Annotated in this window: 18 protein-coding genes; all 18 read right to left on the bottom strand. The window is 57.6% G+C overall.

Annotation, left to right across the window (positions count from 1 at the left end; translation table 11 throughout):
- Positions 1–96: 96 nt before the first annotated feature.
- A complete protein-coding gene (locus ACK2JC_RS26350; protein ID WP_092361165.1) occupies positions 97–1,035 on the bottom strand; it encodes a TDT family transporter in 939 nt (312 codons plus the stop codon).
- Positions 1,036–2,268 carry an NAD(P)/FAD-dependent oxidoreductase gene (locus ACK2JC_RS26345; protein WP_118754094.1) on the bottom strand — a complete coding sequence of 411 codons (1,233 nt, stop codon included), beginning with the start codon at positions 2,266–2,268 and terminating at the stop codon, positions 1,036–1,038.
- Entirely contained in the window at positions 2,265–2,687 is a 423-nt protein-coding gene (locus ACK2JC_RS26340; RefSeq protein ID WP_302327314.1) for a 4Fe-4S dicluster domain-containing protein, read from the bottom strand. The genes ACK2JC_RS26345 and ACK2JC_RS26340 overlap by 4 nt, the downstream gene beginning before the upstream one ends.
- Positions 2,668–4,779: a molybdopterin oxidoreductase family protein gene (locus ACK2JC_RS26335; RefSeq protein ID WP_302327315.1), complete on the bottom strand. Its 2,112-nt coding sequence runs from the start codon at positions 4,777–4,779 to the stop codon at positions 2,668–2,670. The genes ACK2JC_RS26340 and ACK2JC_RS26335 overlap by 20 nt, the downstream gene beginning before the upstream one ends.
- Before the next feature lie 16 nt (positions 4,780–4,795).
- Positions 4,796–5,758 (bottom strand): sulfite reductase subunit C, encoded by a 963-nt coding sequence (gene asrC / locus ACK2JC_RS26330; protein ID WP_118754095.1) that lies wholly within the window; start codon positions 5,756–5,758, stop codon positions 4,796–4,798.
- Between the two features lie 13 nt (positions 5,759–5,771).
- Positions 5,772–6,566 (bottom strand): anaerobic sulfite reductase subunit AsrB, encoded by a 795-nt coding sequence (asrB, locus tag ACK2JC_RS26325; RefSeq protein ID WP_320936968.1) that lies wholly within the window; start codon positions 6,564–6,566, stop codon positions 5,772–5,774.
- Position 6,567: 1 nt separating this feature from the next.
- On the bottom strand, positions 6,568–7,602 hold the full coding sequence (gene asrA / locus ACK2JC_RS26320) for an anaerobic sulfite reductase subunit AsrA (protein WP_320936969.1): 1,035 nt from the start codon (positions 7,600–7,602) through the stop codon (positions 6,568–6,570).
- A 116-nt stretch (positions 7,603–7,718) separates the two neighbouring features.
- The gene (locus ACK2JC_RS26315; protein WP_118754098.1) at positions 7,719–8,405 is read right to left on the bottom strand and encodes a Crp/Fnr family transcriptional regulator; all 687 of its coding nucleotides are present in this window, start codon (positions 8,403–8,405) and stop codon (positions 7,719–7,721) included.
- Positions 8,402–9,532, bottom strand: a complete 1,131-nt coding sequence (mobB, locus tag ACK2JC_RS26310) for a molybdopterin-guanine dinucleotide biosynthesis protein B (RefSeq protein WP_320936970.1) — start codon at positions 9,530–9,532, stop codon at positions 8,402–8,404. The genes ACK2JC_RS26315 and mobB overlap by 4 nt, the downstream gene beginning before the upstream one ends.
- Positions 9,533–9,649: 117 nt before the next feature.
- Positions 9,650–9,838, bottom strand: a complete 189-nt coding sequence (locus tag ACK2JC_RS26305) for a hypothetical protein (RefSeq protein ID WP_092361158.1) — start codon at positions 9,836–9,838, stop codon at positions 9,650–9,652.
- Between the two features lie 81 nt (positions 9,839–9,919).
- A complete protein-coding gene (locus ACK2JC_RS26300) occupies positions 9,920–11,917 on the bottom strand; it encodes an FUSC family protein (RefSeq protein WP_320936971.1) in 1,998 nt (665 codons plus the stop codon).
- A 199-nt stretch (positions 11,918–12,116) separates the two neighbouring features.
- A complete protein-coding gene (locus ACK2JC_RS26295) occupies positions 12,117–12,629 on the bottom strand; it encodes an appr-1-p processing (RefSeq protein WP_368271328.1) in 513 nt (170 codons plus the stop codon).
- A gap of 9 nt (positions 12,630–12,638) precedes the next feature.
- The gene (locus ACK2JC_RS26290) at positions 12,639–12,800 is read right to left on the bottom strand and encodes a hypothetical protein (RefSeq protein ID WP_007712315.1); all 162 of its coding nucleotides are present in this window, start codon (positions 12,798–12,800) and stop codon (positions 12,639–12,641) included.
- A gap of 200 nt (positions 12,801–13,000) precedes the next feature.
- A complete protein-coding gene (locus tag ACK2JC_RS26285; RefSeq protein ID WP_139201127.1) occupies positions 13,001–13,555 on the bottom strand; it encodes a hypothetical protein in 555 nt (184 codons plus the stop codon).
- A gap of 129 nt (positions 13,556–13,684) precedes the next feature.
- Complete coding sequence (locus ACK2JC_RS26280; protein ID WP_320936972.1) at positions 13,685–14,497, bottom strand: hypothetical protein; 813 nt, start codon at positions 14,495–14,497, stop codon at positions 13,685–13,687.
- Positions 14,461–15,093, bottom strand: coding sequence for a serine hydrolase domain-containing protein (locus ACK2JC_RS26275; protein ID WP_320936973.1), 633 nt, complete (start codon positions 15,091–15,093; stop codon positions 14,461–14,463). Before ACK2JC_RS26275 ends, ACK2JC_RS26280 begins: the two co-directional genes overlap by 37 nt.
- Positions 15,094–15,115: 22 nt before the next feature.
- Entirely contained in the window at positions 15,116–16,417 is a 1,302-nt protein-coding gene (locus ACK2JC_RS26270) for a GntP family permease (RefSeq protein WP_024734926.1), read from the bottom strand.
- A 38-nt stretch (positions 16,418–16,455) separates the two neighbouring features.
- Entirely contained in the window at positions 16,456–17,247 is a 792-nt protein-coding gene (locus tag ACK2JC_RS26265; protein WP_320936974.1) for an alpha/beta hydrolase, read from the bottom strand.
- Positions 17,248–17,269: the final 22 nt, after the last annotated feature.

The following is a 17,269-nucleotide window of genomic DNA, read 5'->3' as shown; positions in this document are numbered from 1 at the left end:
CATCACAAATCCGGCCGGCTTGGTAATCCCATGCCGGCCGGATTCTCAATTCTTAATTCTAAATCCTCATGCGTTCCGGGCAGCGCCCCGCAACACTCAGGCCGCCGCTTTCATGCTATTCCGCCACATTTTAAAGAAGCAGAACAGTACCATCCCAATTATAGCAGTTGTCAGGTAAATTTGGAAGCCCGCAATTTGCTTAATCACATTTCCGATCATCTCCTGCCCCGCTCCCGCAAAATACGCGGCCGCCTTGTTGGAGGCCACGATGCCGATGGCCATCGGGAAGGTCAGTCCCGCGAATCCCGGCGCAAAGGGCACGGCATAAAACGCGGGCAGCTTGATCACGATAAACGCCAGGGAGGCCATCACGCAGACCGTGAGAATGACCACCACGATCTGGCTCGGCTCCTTCACCACATTCAGGTAGCTGACCAGGCACAGGCTGCAGGGAGCCAGCACGATGGCCTGGGTGTGGAAGGCCGCAGGCTTCACCTCCCGGGTGGCCAGACGCCACACCATGAAGGGAATGGTGACGGTGTAGATGAACAGGCCCCAGCAGAGCACGGCCTTCGCCATAATGGGAGGCAGCACCGCCGCCCCCGCCACGGTAGACACCATGATGCCGTTAAAGGTCACAAACCAGCTGGGCACAAAGGTGTCCAGATTCACGCCGTGGAACACGTTTCTCCAGAGGAACACCAGAATATGTACCGCATGGACGCAGACCGCCGCGATCAGCAGAATCCGCATGGGCCCGGGAATCCAGTCCCGGTAATAGCTGGTCAGGATCATGGTCACCATGGTGATTCCGGCGTACAGGCTGGCCGGGATGGTGTTCTTGTACTCATTGTTCACCACGCCGGGAAAGCGGATGATTTTCACGATATAACAGATCAGAACCACCGTGGACACCCACATGGTCAGATGGCGCACCCAGTCGTATCCAAGGGACTGGTACACATTGGCAAGGGTCGCGGCTCCCAGCATGGTGGGAACAATGGCGATGGGCATATTTTTTAATTTTCCGTTCATTTACGTCACCTCGTAGTAGAATTCAAAATTGTCGCCGGTATGGAAGAAATCGGAGTAATCGATGGAGAACAGGGGCTTTTTCACCCTGGACACGTCGATTTTCCGGGCGATCAGCTGGGTCAGCACGCCGCCGTAGGCCAGATCCCCCTGGAGAATGGCTCCGTAGATCTTTCCGCCCTTGTGGATCACCTTGCGGTACTGATCCCCCGTATCCTCCACGATCTCCTCGTAAGTGTCGTCCGGCTTCTCCGGCACACCTAAGGACATGGTGGGAATGTCAAGAAAATTCATGGTGGACTTGCTGGCGAAAAAGTCCTCCATTCCGGCTTCAATACCGGCCATATTGTCCGCCGCCACCATACCCTGCTTGACCGCCGCAGGCCAGATGGGGGAACGCCCGGTCACGTCCCCGGCTCCGTACACGTCCGCCACGTTGGTGCGCCCCTGGGGATCAATCACCAGGCCGTAGGAATCCAGCTCCAGGCCCGAGCCCTCCAGGAATTCCACGTTGGAGCGCACACCCGCCGTCACCACCAGCAGGTCGCAGGGGATTTCTCCGCCGCCGGAGAGCGTCAGGGAAACCACCCGCCCGTCACCGCCGCAGCGCACTTCCTCCAGGGCGCAGCCCAAATGCATCTTCACGCCCTTCGCCTCCAGCGCTTTCTGGTAAACCGAAGCCGCTCTCTCGTCCAGCTGCTTCACCAACAGCCGGTCCGCCAGCTCCACCAGCTCCACGCTGCGTCCCATATGGATAAAGCCCGTGGCCGCGTCCAGCCCCGTAAGGCCGCCGCCCATGATCACGATATGTTTCGCGTCCTTTGCGGCCTCCATGATGGCCTCCGTCTCCTCCATATCCCGGAAGCCGTACACCCCTTTGGCCTCCCGCAGCCCCTTCACTGGCGGCAGGAAGGTGTGGGACCCCGTTGCGATCAGCAGCTTGTCGTAGGAAACCGTCGTGCCGTCGGACAGGGCGACCTCCTTTTTCCCGGTGTCCACGCCCGTACAGGCGACGCCATTTCTCCAGTCCACCCGGTAACGCTCTGCAAAATCCGCCTCCGCGAAGCAGAGCTGCTCCCTGGTGCGCAGGTTCCCGATCAGATGGTGGAGAATACATCTGGAATAAATCTCCTGATCCTTGCTGACCAGCACGATTTCCGCCTCAGGACAGCGCTTTCTCAGCTGCCTTACGCCGTTCACTCCGGCCGCGCTGGCGCCCAATACCACATATCTCATGCTTCCACCTCCTCCATCGTAATCGCCTTCATGGGACAGATTTCCACGCACATGGGAGCCGGGGAACCATCCGAACTGCGGTGCACGCACATGTCGCACTTCATGATCTCCTTGTGCTCGATGCGATCGCTCTTAAGCACGCCGTAGGGGCAGGCCATGACGCACATATAGCAGCTGGCGCATTTCTCCTGGTCGTACTCCACAAAACCGTTCTCCGGGTTCTTGTGCATGGCCCCGGTCATGCAGGTGTACACGCACTCCGGCCGGTCGCAGTGGCGGCAGAAAATGGGGGCGCATTTGCCCTCGCTGTCGATGACCACCCGGTTTCTGGCGTCGTTTGACTCATGGCTGACCACGCAGGCCGTCACACAGGTCAGACAGCCGATACAGCGGCTTCTGTCAATTTTGATCCGATACATGACCGTTCCCTCCTTCTGCTTTCTCAAACCAAACCGGCGTCGCCTTGTAAGACGGCTCCTTGGAATAGGGGTCGTAAATGGACGGCGTCAGCTTGTTGCACTCAATGTAATGGATGGGCGCGTACAGCTCCTTCTCCCGCACATGCCCGGAAATCCTTGCCCTAAACACAGCGCTGTGCCCGTTGGCCGAGTGCACCCGCAGGAAATCATTTTCCCCGATGCCCTTCTCCTGTGCCGTCAACGGATTGATATACAGATACGCTTCCCTGGCCGACACGTCCTCCACGAACTGGACTTCCCTGGTGCGGGACTGGGTGTGCCACTGCCCCACCGAGCCTCTGCCGGTGTTGAACACATAGGGGAATTCTTCGGTCAGAGGCAGGGGATTCTCCCTGGGCGCCTCGAACTTGAACTGGGCCTTCTTGCTGGGGGTGAAGAAATTTCCGTCCTCGTACAGGCGGCGCTGGTCCTCGGTCAGGGTCTCCCCCTCCCGGAAGGGCCACTGGACGCCCCGGGAATTCTCCAGCATTTCCCAGGTGACACCGGTGATATCGCCGGGCATCCCCTTGGAACATTTCTTCATCAACTCGAAGCAGTCCCTGGGCGTCTCCCAGCCCTTGAGCAGATCGCCCATTCCCAGAGCCCTTCCGACTCCCAGAATGGCCTCGTAGTCGCTGATCTCGTTCTCCCCTCTGGGCAGACAGGGGCGCATGCCGGAGAGGCGGCGCTCCAGGTTGATGTAGGTGCCCTCCTTCTTGATGCCCGGAACCACGGGGAAGAACACCGTGCAGTGCTCCGCGCTCTCGATGGTGTCGTAAATATCCTGAACCACAAACAGCTCCAGCTTTTTCACCGCCTCCGCAAAGGTCTCGTTGTTGGTCCAGCTGTGCCGCGGGTTGGTGCAGAGAATCCACAGGCCCTTGATCCGGCCCTCGTTGATCCCCTCGATGATCTGGTTGTAGGTGGCGGTGGGCTTCTCCGCCAGCACGCTCTCGTCCACGCCCAGGGCACTTGCCACAGCCGCCCTGCGGGCCGGGTTGGTGAAGTCGCCGCCCGCGTAGAGCACCGCGGTGTTGGAGTAGGCGCGGGAGCCCATGGCGTTGCACTGGCCGGTGATGGAGTTGGCCCCGGTGCCGGGACGGCCGATGTTGCCGGTCATCAGCGCGATGTTGATGATAGCCTGGGCCGTGCGAACCGCCTCGTAGCCCTGGTTCACGCCCATGGTCCACCAGAAGGACACCCGTTTGCCCTCATGGATCAGCCCCGCAAGCTCCAGAATCTGCTCCGGCGCAAGACCTGCGGTCTCCTCTGCCTTTTCCAATGTGAAATCCTTCACGAACTCCTTGAATTCCCCGTACCCCTCGGTGTGGGCCGCGATGTAATCCTCATTCACCCAGCCCTTTTCGATGAGCACGTTTGCCAGGGTGTAGAACAGGCAGAGATCGCCCTTCCAGCGCACCGGATACCAGTAATCCGCGTTCATGGCGGTCTCGGACTCCCTGGGGTCGATGACAATGACCTTTTTGTTGGGGTCCGGGTTCAGCTTCACCCGCCGCCAGAGAATGGGGTGGGCCACCACCGGGTTAGCTCCCACGAACACGATGGTGTCGGACAGCTCCAGGTCCTTTAAGGTGTAACCCGGCGCGTCGAAGCCGTAACTCTGCTTGTGGGCCACCACCGCGGTGGCCATGCAGAGGCGGGTGTTGCCGTCCACGTTGGTCTTTAAGTAATTGCGCATCACATGGCCGAAAATGGCGAATTCCTCCATGGTCAGCTGGCCCGTGCTGATGCCTGCCACGCTCTCCCGGCCGTATTTTTCCTGGAGCGCTGTGAGCTGATCCGCCACGTGTTTAAAGCCCTCGTCCCAGGACACCTCCTTCATGGTGCCGTCCGCCTGGCGGATCTTCGGCAGCGGAGAGGTCTTGACCACGGTCTGCTGTTTGTCCAGGGACAGACCCTTGATGCAGCAGAAGCCGTCGTTGACCGGATAGCCCTTGGTGGGCAGCACCTTGACGATGCGCCCGTCCTCCACATAGAAGTCCATGTTGCAGTCCAGGGCGCAGTAATTGCAGGTCGATTGTACCCGTTTCATCTTCATTTCCCCCTTCTCAGTATTTGACGCCGCCCCAGTAGATCCGCTCCGAAACCTCGGCGATCTCCGGGAGATCCACACCTCTCAGCGCCCATTTTTTAAATTCCTCAAACCCCGTCCGGTCCACGATGTAACCGATGTGTTCCTTGCCCCCCGGGGCGCTTAGGTCGATGTATTCCCGGACATAGTCGTAGGTGTTGGTAATGATCTTTAAAATGCTCTCCTCGTCGGCCCACTTGATGAAATCCTCGCCCAGCCGCGGGTTCTTCTTGCCCGTCCTGCCAAGGAGCGTCAGACGGTAATACTTTTTATCACTGCGCACCCAGGCCCTGGTGGGACACTGGATCACGCACTCGCCGCAGCCGATGCATTTCTCGTGGTTGCGCTGAATCCGGTAATTCACCATGGACAGCGCGCCCACGGACTTCCGTTTACAGGCCTTCTCGCAGGCCCCGCAGCTGACACAGCGCTCGGCCCGGTACTGGGGCTCGGTCATGCCCATAATGCCGAAATCGTGCATGCGCACCTTGGCGCAGTCGTTGGGGCAGCCGGTCAGCGCCACCTTCACGTGCAGGTCGTCGGGAAATATGGCCTTCTCGATCTTAAACGCGAACCCGCTGGTGTCGTAGCAGGCGTAGGGACAGACCTTATTGCCCACGCAGGCGGAAATGTTCCGGGTGCCCGAGGAGGAATACCCCTTCCCCGGCTCCGGCTGGTTGATCTTCAGTCCCTCGATAATTGGCTGCAAAAGCTCGTTGACCTTATCCATGTCCTCGTAGCGGATTCCGGGAATCTCAAAGCCCTGGCGCACGGTCATGTGCACGGAGCCGTCGCCGTAGGTCTCGGCGATCTCCTGGATCATGGACAGGTACTTCGCGTCCAGATGACCGCCCGGCACCCGGACCCGGGAGGCGGTGAGGCCCCGCTCCTTTGTGACGCGGAACGCATTTTTCTTCAGCTTCTTTGTATTGACATCCATTCTCTTACGCCTCCTAATCTACCAGTTCTCTGCCCACGGTGTAGGGGAATACCGGGCCGTCCGCGCAGACGTATTTGTCGCCGATACGGCAGTGCCCGCATTTGCCGATGCCGCAGCACATCTTCCGCTCGTAGGAGACCCAGATGTTCTCCTCCGGGATACCCCGCTCCAAAAGGGCCTTCACGGAAAAGCGCATCATGGCGGGAGGCCCCACCACAATAGCTTTGGCGGTCCGCACGTCCTGGAGCTTCAGTTCCGGGATATACTTAGTCACCAGGCCCACGTTTCCGGTGTAGCCCTCCCCGGCGGCGTCCACGGTGAGCACCAGGTTCATTTTCCCGGCCCAGTCCGCGAAATCGTCCTTGAACAGCACGTCCTCGGGGCTCTTAAAGCCTGCGATCAATGTCATGTCCCCCCGCTCCTCAGGATGGTCCGCAAAATACCGGATCACGCCCCGGACCGGCGAGACCCCGGTGCCCCCGGCCACCACCACCAGCTCGCCGCCGCGGTAGTCCTCATAGTCGAACCCGTTGCCGTAGGGGCCCCGCATGAATATGCTGTCCCCCTCGTAGCGCTCGAAAATCTCATTGGTCACCTTGCCCACCCGGCGGATAGTCAGGTCCACGGTTCCGTCCCCGATGCCGCTGACGGAAATGGGGGCCTCGCCGTATTTGGGGATGGACACCTCGAAGAACTGGCCGGGCTTTACCTCCCCCTCATAGGTCATGGTGAAGGTGTACTCGATCTCCGTGTGCTTTCTCACCTTCACAATTTTGGATAAAAAAGGCATGTATTCATTACGGCTCATGTCAGTTCTCCTCCTTTGCCAGTGCTGCCACCCGGTTCACGCAGGCGGAAAACGATATGTATTCCGGGCAGATGTCGTCGCAGCGTCCGCAGCCCACGCACATATGATACCCGAACTGTTTCTTGAAATCCGAAATCTTGTGGAGCACCTTAAAGCGCATCCGCTCCCCGTTGGCCTTCCGGTAGCAGCCGCCCCCGGCCACGTCGGTGTAGCCGTCCACCATGCAGGAGGCGTGGACTCTGCGCCGCTCTCCCGCCCGGCCGTTGTCCGTGTAGTAAATGTCCTGCATGGTAAAGCAGGTGCAGGTGGGACAGACGAAATTGCAGCGGCCGCAGTTGATACAGCGGCTGTCGTACTCTTTCCAGAGCGGCGCCTGGATCACCGAACTGTCCAGATGTTCCGGTATCTCCACCTTCACGGCGTTCTCCTCCGGGAAGTCCGGCTGGAAATCTGACTCGGAGTCCGGCTGAGAATCCACCGGCGCGGCTCCCAGGCGCTCCAGCTCACGGTCCAGCTCCGCCCACTTGCTGACGATCCGCACGCCCTCCGCTCCGGGTGTCACGGCCGCGTCGTAGTCCTCCGTCCGGTTGGTGCCCATGGACACGCAGAATCCGCTGCCGCAGGACAAAGGACAACTCATAAGCACCAGCTTAATATTGTCCCGCAAACGCCTGTAGTATTGGTCCTCAAATCGGTTGCGCAGATAGATTTCATCCAGCCGTTTTATGGCGTGGATATCGCAGCTTCGCAGGAAAATCAGGGCCGGTTTGCGCCGCTCTGCCTGGGCCTCGGTCACCGTTTCCTCGGTAAAGTAAAATAAAATCTGGGTGATGGGCAGCACCGCCTCCTTGAAGGAGTAGTGGGAGCGCTGATCCCATTCCAAATCCTCCCAATTTTCCAGCTCGCCGTAGCGTATCACGTCCGTGTCGGAGTACATGCCCTCCCCCGCCATTCGCCGGGGGCCGAGCAGGGTGTAATCCGCTTTCCACCGGTCGAACAACCGCTTCATATCCTCAATCTGCAACTGGTATCCCATGTAGACGTTTCTCCTTCCATGGTAACCGTTCAGGATGGCTCATCGTCCTGAACTGTTACCTTCTATGTTAATATTTTAACTATAGCAGAAACGCACAAAAAATGCCGTGATTTCCATCACGGCTGCTTAAAATATTCTCGAAGCTTTTCCATATCCGGGATGCTGACATGGTTCTTTTCCATAGAAATCAGCTGAAGCTCGGTCAGTTTTTTCGCCTGCCGTGATACAGTCTCCCGCTTGGAGCCCAGCATATCCGCCAGATAGGTGATGCTTAAGTTCATTTCGATCAGCGTGCCCTTTTCCGTCTCCACGCCGTAGTCCCGGCCCAGCTTGAAGAGCTTGGCGGCCAGGCGCTTCTCCCCGCTTAAGGCGTTGGTGGTATTTTTCAGCTGGCGGTACAGGCGGCGGATTTTTAAGGCCATGGACTGCACCACCGCCCGGGTCAGGGCCGGGTCCCGCTCCATCACGGTCCAGAGCCGTTCCCTTGGGATCATGAACACCAGGGAATTCTCCTTGGCCTCGCAGCTCACCGAGGCCGGAAGGTTCTGCAGCATCTCCTCGTTCAGCAGGTTCCCCGGCCCGTAGACGAAGATCACCTTCTTCTCGTCCAGGGAATTGATCTTGTAGAGGGACGCCATGCCCTCCACCAGGAAGTACAGGGCGGAGGCCTCCTCCTTGTCCCGGAAAATGTGCTCTCCCCTCCCATACTTCTTCAGGCAGCCAAAGGCGGCCAGCGCCTCCCGGCCGGAAGCGGATGCGCTGCCAAGCACCGCGGACTGCCGGATTGCTTCCGAACACGTCATAATTCCAGCCCTCCCCTGCGCGCTTCTCCGTCCATAAAATCCACAGCAAACGCCGCGACGCGCTCTACCTCGTCGAAGCCAAAGACCGGAACCTCCGCCCCCCTCAGGCACGGGCGGCCCCCCTCGTCCGTCCAATCCGTCACATAGGCCAGCACCGTCTCCCGCGGACAGACCGGCTGCCCGCCTATTTCCCGCCGGACCAGCTGCAGTTTGGGGTAGGAGGAATATTTCTGTCCCTCCAAAAGAATCAGGTCCGCCTCGGGAAACAGCAAAAAGAAATCCGCGGCGCACAGACCCGTCTGTTCCTTCACCGCCAGGTACCGCTTGTCCGAGTAGACCACGGTTCCGTAAGCCCCGGCCTCCTGCATGCGGCGGCTGTCCGTTCCCGGCACGTCGGCCTCAAAATCGTGGCCGTCGTGCTTGACCACCGCCACCCGCAGGCCCCGGCCCGTGAGGGACTCCACCAAGCGCTCCAAAAGGGTGGTCTTTCCCGTGTTCTTGACGCCGCTGACCGCCAGCACCGGCGGACAAAAGCCCGACAAGGCCTCGTATGCCTCCTTTGAATTCACGTTGCAGAACCAGAAGTCCGGAATCTGTTCCGCAGAGGTCTCCACCTGAGTGCATGAAATTTTTCCCAGAAAATGCATCAGGCGGTAATCTCTCCGCTCCACGCATTCTCTCAACGCCGGCAGGCAGGAGCGGGCGTACAGCCCGCAAAGCGGCTGAAGCCTTCCGCTTCTGGTCCGCCATACCAGGGCGTCCGTCCCTGGAGTCCACAGCTCCAGCAGCCGCGCCGCCATGCGCCGGTGAAACAGCGGCATGTCGCAGGACACAAAAAACAGCAGATCGCACCGGGTCTGCTCAAAACAGGACAGGATTCCGCCCATTGGGCCGATGGGACCCTCCTCTCCCTCCACGGGCAGGTCAGGGATCACCTTTAACCCGGGCTCCTCCGGCGGCGGATAGGCCCCCGCGGAGAAAAAGCAGTCCATCCCCAGTCTGTCAAATTCTTCCCTGATCCGGCCGCAAAAGCTTTTCCCCAGATAAGAAAGCTCCGCCTTGTTCACGCCTCCAAACCGCGATCCCCTGCCTCCGGCCAGGATCACCGCCCCACATTTCAGCTCCATATTTCACTGTCCTTTCCTCAGCCCGCAAAATGTCCGCATTACACGGACAAGCTCCCCTGAGCAGCGGCTCGTATAAGGACTATTATAAAATTGAGCGCCAATTAAATCAACATAATTTTAACAATCTTTTAATCTGCCTCCCCCGTTTTCAGCTCCCCTGTCGCCTGCAAACTGCTGGATCAGCATAGTCCGGTCCTTCCCCAGAATATTGGTCAGCTCTCCCACGGTCAGCTGCCCCTTCAGATACATTTTCGCCACGTCCAGCGAGTCGTTCCCGATCTTTGCCACCAGTTCCAAATGTGTCATAACCCTCACTCCCTCATCCGTTTCCGGCAAACCTTAAAATTGCCAGCACAATAATATATGCGGCATAAGGGCTATATATGATTACTTTTTGTGATTCAGCGCAAGACGGTACAGCGCCGAGACGTCCTGGGAATACTTTTTCAGCAGCGCGCTCAGGTAGGGGGCTCCCTCCACCTGCGCCGACACCGGAACCGCCCGGGCCGTGACCGGCTCCTGCCTCATCCTGACGCAGACCATATTTCCGGCCTCCTGGATCACATAGCTGCACAGGGAAGAAAAATGCTCCAGCGCCGCCGTGTCCCCGATCTCCCGTTTCCGCGCCGCCGTGAGAAACAGAATCTGCTCCATCTCGCTGGACATTTTCCAGAACAGCTCCAGAAGCCGCCTGTAATCCGCCTGCTCCGGCGCCGGGAGATGGGCCTGGAGATACTCCTCAACCTGCTCGTAGATCAGCTGGAAACGGACCAGGCCGTCCCGGACCGCTCCGTAGTCAAGCGGCACGTGCAGACTGGCCACAAAAATTCTCAAATAGGAGTGCTGCATGTGAAACAGCGCCCTGATATTGTCCTGAAACTGCCCCCTCATGCTGGTGGGAAAGAAGAACCGGTTCACCGCCAGGACAAACACGGTAGCCAGTCCCACGTAAACCAGCCGCAGCTCCATGGCCATGGTCTCCTGCATGGCCAGCGAGGCCAGGGTGATGGAGAAGGCGGTGGAAAATACGGCCTGCTGCCAGGTCCCCGGCAGGGTACAGTACATAAAGGCCACGATCACGGAGGCCAGGGCGAAATGCCCCTGGACCCCTGGAAACAGCGGCAGCGCAAAATACAACAGCGTGCAGCCCGCCACAGTGCCGATAAAGCGGTTTTTCAGGCGGAAGGCGCTGTCCTCGTACATGGGCTGCAGCAAAAGAAATGCGTTAAGCACAAACCAGTAGGCGTGATTGCAGCCGGAAAGACGGCTGAACAGAAAGCCCAGGGTCAGCACGGAGCTGAGGCGCAGGGAAAAACGCATCTCAAAGGTATCCGGCCGGAACCGCTGGAGAATCCAGGCCAACGGCCGCCCCTTTTCCCCGGAACGCCTTCTTACGGCTGCAAGTGGTAAATCCCTCTGCTCCAGACGGCTTAAAAGGGTGAGCAGCAGGGAAACCGTCTGCTCCCCAAAGCGGCCGATTCCATCCTCCCGCATTCCCGCATCCCGGGCCAGCTCCTCCCCGTTTTCGCGCAGCGCCCGGGAACCGTTCTCCTCCCCATCCGCTCCGGCCTTTGTGCCTGTGCCGGGCCAGCACCCGTTGAATTCCCGCAAAAAAGCGCATAACCGCAGAAGAAAACGCTTTTCCTCCTCCCCGATCCCGTTCTCCCTCAGAACCGTGAGAAAATAAGCGGAGCGCTGAAATAACAGCGCCGCCATATAGTGAATCTGCCCCTCCCGCTTTACCGCATAGGAAATCCCCCGGCTCTGTTCCACCTGTTTGCAGAGCGCGCGCTGGATGGAGAGCAGCTCCCCGGCCTCCGCATTTTCCTCCCCCGCCGCCCAGGCTGAAAGATGTCCCGCCAGAACCTCTAAGCCCCGCCGTTCCAGCCCGTAATCCACATCCCGCTCCCTGCCGCGGGAGTAGATGAGAAGCGCCCCGGCCAATAGCAGCAGGCCGTAGGTCATGGCGCAGAGAAAACGTCCGAACTCCGAAACAGCCACCGGGTTCAGCTGGAAAAACACAAAGCCCATGGCGCTGGTGAAATAACCTTTCTGATTGAATTGAGTGGATTGCAGGAACACCAAAAGAAACGGAACCAGAATATTGAGAATCACACACAGGATCAGCCAGTGGCCCGCAAGAAATGCCAGCACGGCCAGCGACAGCTGTACCGCGGCCATGGAGAGCAGTTTCACCATGGTCTGCCGCTTCCGGCACCGCACCTTGAACAGCGTGGCCAGAACCGACACCACAATGATGTACTTCACCCCAAACAGCCAGAGAATCGAATAAAATGCAATCAGAAAAAACAGAATCACCGGCGCTGCATCCGTAAACGCCAGCTTTGCACGGCCCGCAAGGGACCGCAGCGTTTGACTTGCCAAGGAACGTTCACTCCTTCTCTTTTCATTTCCACATTCAATCAGGCGGCCTGGCATCGCGCCAAACCGCCTGAGTCAAATTCCGTATGCCTGTACGCCCGCAGAGCGCGTTTCCGCTCCCGGCGCAAGTCTTGACTTCCATCTGCAATCATACCACATTGTCTGCCGTTTTCAACCGGTTGACCCGGATCTTAACGGCATTCTAGCGGGCTGTCCTGCCGGTCTGTTCCTCCAGCTTCCAGATCTGCACCGTTCCGTCGTAATCCCCGAATACCCGGCGGATCATCTCCTCCACAATCTCCCAGTCTCCGCCCGCGCTGCCGCAGCCGATCTTATAGGGAAACGCCACAGTCTCGTGTTTTTCCCGCACGTCCAGAAAACCGCGAATCTCCGTCATAGCCTGCTCCAGGGCCGCGTAATCCGTGTAAAGTCCCTTTTTGCCGTAATCGTCCTGGCCGTACAGGTTGGCGATCAGAAACCACCGGCCGTCCTGCTCCACCGGCTGGGCGCTGATCCGGCCCAGCAGCCTGGAGGTGTCTCCGTTCTCCTTCTCCACCCACTGCCTGGTCATCTTTTTGTAGGTTTTCTCAACCTCCGGGAACCTCTGCCGGATCGCCCCTGCCATGCCGCGGCCGAACGCCCCCTGGCAGTTCACCTGGTGGCAGATCAGATCCGCTCCTGAATCCAGAATATCCCCATTACAATACTCAATCATACCGTCCTCCTATTCCACCCCGGCCTCTCTAAGGATCCGGTTCAGTTCTTTTGTGGTCAGACAGAACATCCGCTTAATGGACCGTTTGTCCTCCGAATTTCCGGAATACGCTTCCACAATATCCGCGTCGCTCCAACTGAAATCAACCGGTTCGTTCATGTACTCTTTCATTGGCTCTCCTGTTGTCAATCATAAGCTTTGCTATGTGATGTGTTTCCTTATGATGATAAGGAATACGTTTCCTTATTATACTTTGTCATTAGCCGACAGGCTGATGATAAGGAATACGTTTCCTTATTATAACTGGACTCGGGCAAAACGGCAAGTTCTAAATTATGTACGTTGTAGAATAGGAAGAAGAAACTATATTTTTATTTCGTGGAATCCGTCCTGAGATCGATCAGCCCCTTGGCCATGGCGGTCAGTTCATCGATGGTCACCTTCTGATTGATATCCAGCAAAATGTAGATGTTTTCCTCCTGGACCCAGGCTACGGAATTTCCCTGCATGTCGCTGCAATACAGGGTAATATCCCCATATGTGACAACCGTGGAATTCTCCGTCCCCGTCAGTGTGGCCGAGGGCTCCACCGAAAGGCTCACCGTCTTCGTGACGCCGTTTAGAACTTTGGCATACCGGAAGTTCAGGCCTTTCCTGCGGTTGACCGGATTTCCCTTGGAATCCAGGTCAAAGGACTCCGTGGCGGAACCGCTTTCAAACCGGAAGTCCCCCGCCAGCGTCTCCGCAAGCCTGGGCGCAAAGCCCACATCCTGCTTCAGGGTATCGGCGCTTGGGAGGGTAGAATACTCCTCCGCACCGGAACCTTTCACGGTCACAACGCTCTGGGAGGCAGCGGCGTAACCGGGAATCGCGTTTGCAAGCATCAGCGCTGCGGCGGTCATTAAAATCAATCGAATCTGTCTCATGGCAAATCTCCTTTTCTGTGATTAACTGTTTTCTGACTCTAAGTCTACCAGCCCTATCTCTAAAAATCCTCAAAAAGGAGAATTTTCCGGTTAATCGCTCCGGCTCCGGTTGTGTTCGTTCAGGCGCCTTTACCGCGATTCCACCTCCACCCCCGCCTCAGCGCCGGGGATCACCACGTTCTGGGTGACGGTAAGGCGGACCTTTCCGCCCTCAAATGACAGCGTGTATGTTTTAACATAAGCTGTATTCAACAGATAGTGGCGGATCACCAGGGTATTGCCGGACGTCCAGGCGTAGGCGAACGCGTGGTCCTGCAAAATTTCATGACCCAGATCCAGCTTTTCCTCCGTCCACATCTGATACCCCGCTCTGAATTGCACATCCCGGCCGCGCCAGCCCATTTTCACCTGGATTGTTCGGTCGTCCAAACGTTTAAAGCTGAGCGCTTCAATTCCGCTGTCATTGTCCGGAAAACGCCACAAACTGTCGAATCCGCCGCGTTCCCCCGCTTCCATCCGGCTCTCCCCCCGCGGATATTCCATATCCCTGCTCTCCAGGGCTTCACAAAGCTGCCTGTAAGCCAGGTCATCCCGTTTTAACGGCTGGCTCTGGGCTTCCCCCACCAACGTTTCAATTACCGCCAGCGCCAGCCTGCGGTTGTCCTCAATGGACAGTCCGGCAGTGGTAGCCACATACAGGTTTTTCCGGGGAGAACAGATTATCAGCTGCCCAAAGGCCCCAAAACAGCCAAAGGTATCGTCGGGCCATCTCCAGAACAAAAATCCATAGCCGTAACACCACCCAACCCCGGGATCATCCAGGGTCGGAATCAGCTCCGACACTGCTTCGCTCATGTATTCCCGGGAGATCAACTGCTCCCCGTTCCAGCTTCCCAGATTGAGAATCAGCTGCCCCAGTCTGACATAATCGCCGGCCCGCATAAAGCAGTCCCATCCCCGGTGATATTTCCCTCCGGGTCAGTGGACCAGACGCAGTCCTTGATCCCCATGGGTTCGAACACATACGACTTGAGAACCTGTCCGCAGGGCTGTCCCATGGCTTTTGACACCATACAGGCCAGCATATACGGCGCGCCCGTGTCATAGTGGAACGCCTTTCCCGGGTCATCCGGCAGCGGCAGACCCAGGTAGAGCGTTCTCCAGTTACAGTCCTTCCCCCTGAAGGTATTGCTGGTATAAGCGGAGCTGGCGGACATGTTTAGCAGATTGCGGACCGTGATATCCTTCACTCTCGGGTCATACTCCCCCCGCAGCTCCTCCCCAAAGAAATCCGCCGGCCGATCCTCCAGGCGCAGCTTTCCCCGATCCACGGCAACGCCTACCGCCAGGGACACCACGCTTTTGGACACCGAATAGAGATCCCGGTAAAGCTCCCGGTGAAAGGGTTTGAAATACCGGTCCAGCAGCGTCCTTCCGTCCTTCACCACCGTCAGGCTGTACAGCGATTTCATACCCTCTGTGGCCGCCAAAAAACGTAAAACCGTTTTGGGCGAAAGCCCGAAATCCTCCATCCTCATTTCCATTTTGCTCCTTTCCGACCTAATAGAACATCATGCCCATCGCAATGGCAATCACCGTCAGCACAAGCGGCCATAACAGAGATATGACGAAAATCGGACCGTAGCTCTCCTTATAGCTGCAATCGCAGGCTCCCAGATAGGTGATCACTCCGCCGTTGTGGGGCAGCGTGTCCAGTCCCTGGGAGGCGATGGCGATAATCCGGTGCACCAGATTGGGGTTCACCCCCATGGCCACATAGCGCATGCCCACCATCTCCGTGGCCGTCGCCACCGCCCCCGTGCCGGAGGCCATGGCCGCCGCCAGAACGTTGGAGGAAATCCCCAGGGTAATCAGCGGGTTGATATCAAAGTTGAGCACCCAATCCAGCACCATCTGAAATCCCACCGTATTTTTAATTACGGCTCCAAAGGCCATACAGGCTCCAACGCTCAAAATCACGGAAACACCGCTCCACCCGCTGCTGATGCTGTTGATCTTGTCCGGAATATAGTTCCAGAACATGACCAGCGCCAGAATGCAGCTGGCCCCCATGGCATAGACCAGATTCCATTTCAGGAAATTCAACGTCACAAAGAGGAAAATCATCGGTGTCACCGCCATGGGCAGAGGCATGGTATTGGTCTTACGGGACTGCTCCTCCTCCATCCGTTTTCTGTCCTTTTCCGTCTCCACATAACCTTCCTGCTTTCTCCTGGCCTTTTTCAGCAGATACTCAAAATAAAAGTAGATGAACGCAACGGACGCCAGGCTGGTGACAATACAGATATCCAAACCGGCGAACAGGTCCGTGCCCAGGATCTGCGCCGGAATCATATTGATGGTGGACGGCACCCCCGGCAGCGAGCAGGACACAAAGCCGGCCGATCCGGCCCAGATGGACACCGGCAGCAATTTGCGCGGTATATTCAGCTCGCGGAAAATGGACAAATAAATGGGCAGGACCGTAAAGCAGATGATAAAACAGTTTACGCCGCCCCAGACCAGCAGCAAATTCACAATCATACAGACGTAAAGGGACCATTTTCCGTGTATGTACTGCATGATACAGCGGGCGAACTTGTCGGCCGCGCCGGAGCGGTCCATCAGGCCGCCGAACAGCGCTCCCAATGCAAACATAAACAGAAAGCTCTGGATCGCGCCTGCAAACCCGGAAACGTAATAATCCGTCAACGCTGTGGCCACGGGAATTCCGCTGCACAGCGCAACCGCGCAGGTGCTTATAACCGTGGCGACTCCGGTGTTAAGTCCTTTGTAAACAAGTATTCCCATCATGGCAATGCTGAAAACGATGCCGATCACGCTTAAAATACTGTAATCCATTGTACCCCTCCTCATTTCTTCAGTGAAAAACAACCCCTCTAACAATCCATAAAAATCCAGCGCAGCGCATCCGGAAACCGCAACTTCCACTCCAACTGTGAGTGGGTGGCTCCGGGGTAACGATTGTACTTGATGCGGTCTGCGCTTACCCCTTTTTGCAGGCAGGTTCTGTAGATCAGCTCCGCTCCCTCCAGAAACTCCTCCTTTGTGGTAAAGCGCCCGAATTCATTGGTTCCCACATCCATATAAATGCGCTTTAAGTGGCCAAAGGACGCTGTGTCCAATAGCTCCTGAAACTGATCCAGCCAGAGATAGACCGAACTGCTGAGCGCTGCAACTCTTGTAAAAATATCCGGCCTTAAAAGCCCTGCACAGAGCGCGAACAGCCCGCCCGTGCTGTACCCCATGATCCCGGTATCCTCCCGCCCGGACCGTGTCCGGTAAGCCCCGTCGATCCATGGCTTCAGCTCTTCGGCGATCCACCTCAGATACTCCACACCCTGTCCCCGGATCATTGCGCCCCCCTTCTCCGGCTTACAGGTAAACGGTGAATAGAGCGCAGTGCGCTCCTCCCGGTCCCGCGGGCACACCAGCGCCACAATAATCATGTCGGGCAGGAACCTGCCATAGGACCTGTAGTAATTTTCATAGTCCATGCTGCACTCCCCCCACAGAATGTCCTCATCCCGGAACACATCCTGCCCGTCATTGATGTACACCACCGGGTAACGCTTTGCGCCGCTCTCGTAACCGTCCGGCGTCATAACTCTCACCGTGATGTCCCGGCTTCCCAGAGAAGTTATTTTTTTGTGATATTCTGCAATTTGCACTTCTATTTCTCCTAAGCTATAA

This window comes from Enterocloster lavalensis, from assembly GCF_046603895.1.
GTDB classification, from domain to species: domain Bacteria; phylum Bacillota; class Clostridia; order Lachnospirales; family Lachnospiraceae; genus Enterocloster; species Enterocloster lavalensis.
The sequence above is the reverse complement of the archived record's forward strand: the minus strand, read 5'-3'. Positions and strand labels throughout refer to the sequence as shown.

Bases quoted from the DNA above. Each gene is read 5' to 3' on its own strand.
- ACK2JC_RS26295 (WP_368271328.1), bottom strand. From the start codon at position 12,629: ATGATTGAGTATTGTAATGGGGATATTCTGGATTCAGGAGCGGATCTG.
- ACK2JC_RS26275 (WP_320936973.1), bottom strand. From the start codon at position 15,093: ATGAGGATGGAGGATTTCGGGCTTTCGCCCAAAACGGTTTTACGTTTT.
- ACK2JC_RS26315 (WP_118754098.1), bottom strand. From the start codon at position 8,405: ATGACGTGTTCGGAAGCAATCCGGCAGTCCGCGGTGCTTGGCAGCGCA.
- asrB (WP_320936968.1), bottom strand. From the start codon at position 6,566: ATGAGCCGTAATGAATACATGCCTTTTTTATCCAAAATTGTGAAGGTG.
- asrC (WP_118754095.1), bottom strand. From the start codon at position 5,758: ATGGATGTCAATACAAAGAAGCTGAAGAAAAATGCGTTCCGCGTCACA.
- ACK2JC_RS26285 (WP_139201127.1), bottom strand. From the start codon at position 13,555: ATGAGACAGATTCGATTGATTTTAATGACCGCCGCAGCGCTGATGCTT.
- ACK2JC_RS26305 (WP_092361158.1), bottom strand. From the start codon at position 9,838: ATGACACATTTGGAACTGGTGGCAAAGATCGGGAACGACTCGCTGGAC.
- ACK2JC_RS26270 (WP_024734926.1), bottom strand. From the start codon at position 16,417: ATGGATTACAGTATTTTAAGCGTGATCGGCATCGTTTTCAGCATTGCC.
- mobB (WP_320936970.1), bottom strand. From the start codon at position 9,532: ATGGAGCTGAAATGTGGGGCGGTGATCCTGGCCGGAGGCAGGGGATCG.
- ACK2JC_RS26345 (WP_118754094.1), bottom strand. From the start codon at position 2,268: ATGAGATATGTGGTATTGGGCGCCAGCGCGGCCGGAGTGAACGGCGTA.
- ACK2JC_RS26280 (WP_320936972.1), bottom strand. From the start codon at position 14,497: ATGCGGGCCGGCGATTATGTCAGACTGGGGCAGCTGATTCTCAATCTG.
- asrA (WP_320936969.1), bottom strand. From the start codon at position 7,602: ATGGGATACCAGTTGCAGATTGAGGATATGAAGCGGTTGTTCGACCGG.
- ACK2JC_RS26335 (WP_302327315.1), bottom strand. From the start codon at position 4,779: ATGAAACGGGTACAATCGACCTGCAATTACTGCGCCCTGGACTGCAAC.
- ACK2JC_RS26350 (WP_092361165.1), bottom strand. From the start codon at position 1,035: ATGAACGGAAAATTAAAAAATATGCCCATCGCCATTGTTCCCACCATG.
- ACK2JC_RS26340 (WP_302327314.1), bottom strand. From the start codon at position 2,687: ATGTATCGGATCAAAATTGACAGAAGCCGCTGTATCGGCTGTCTGACC.
- ACK2JC_RS26290 (WP_007712315.1), bottom strand. From the start codon at position 12,800: ATGAAAGAGTACATGAACGAACCGGTTGATTTCAGTTGGAGCGACGCG.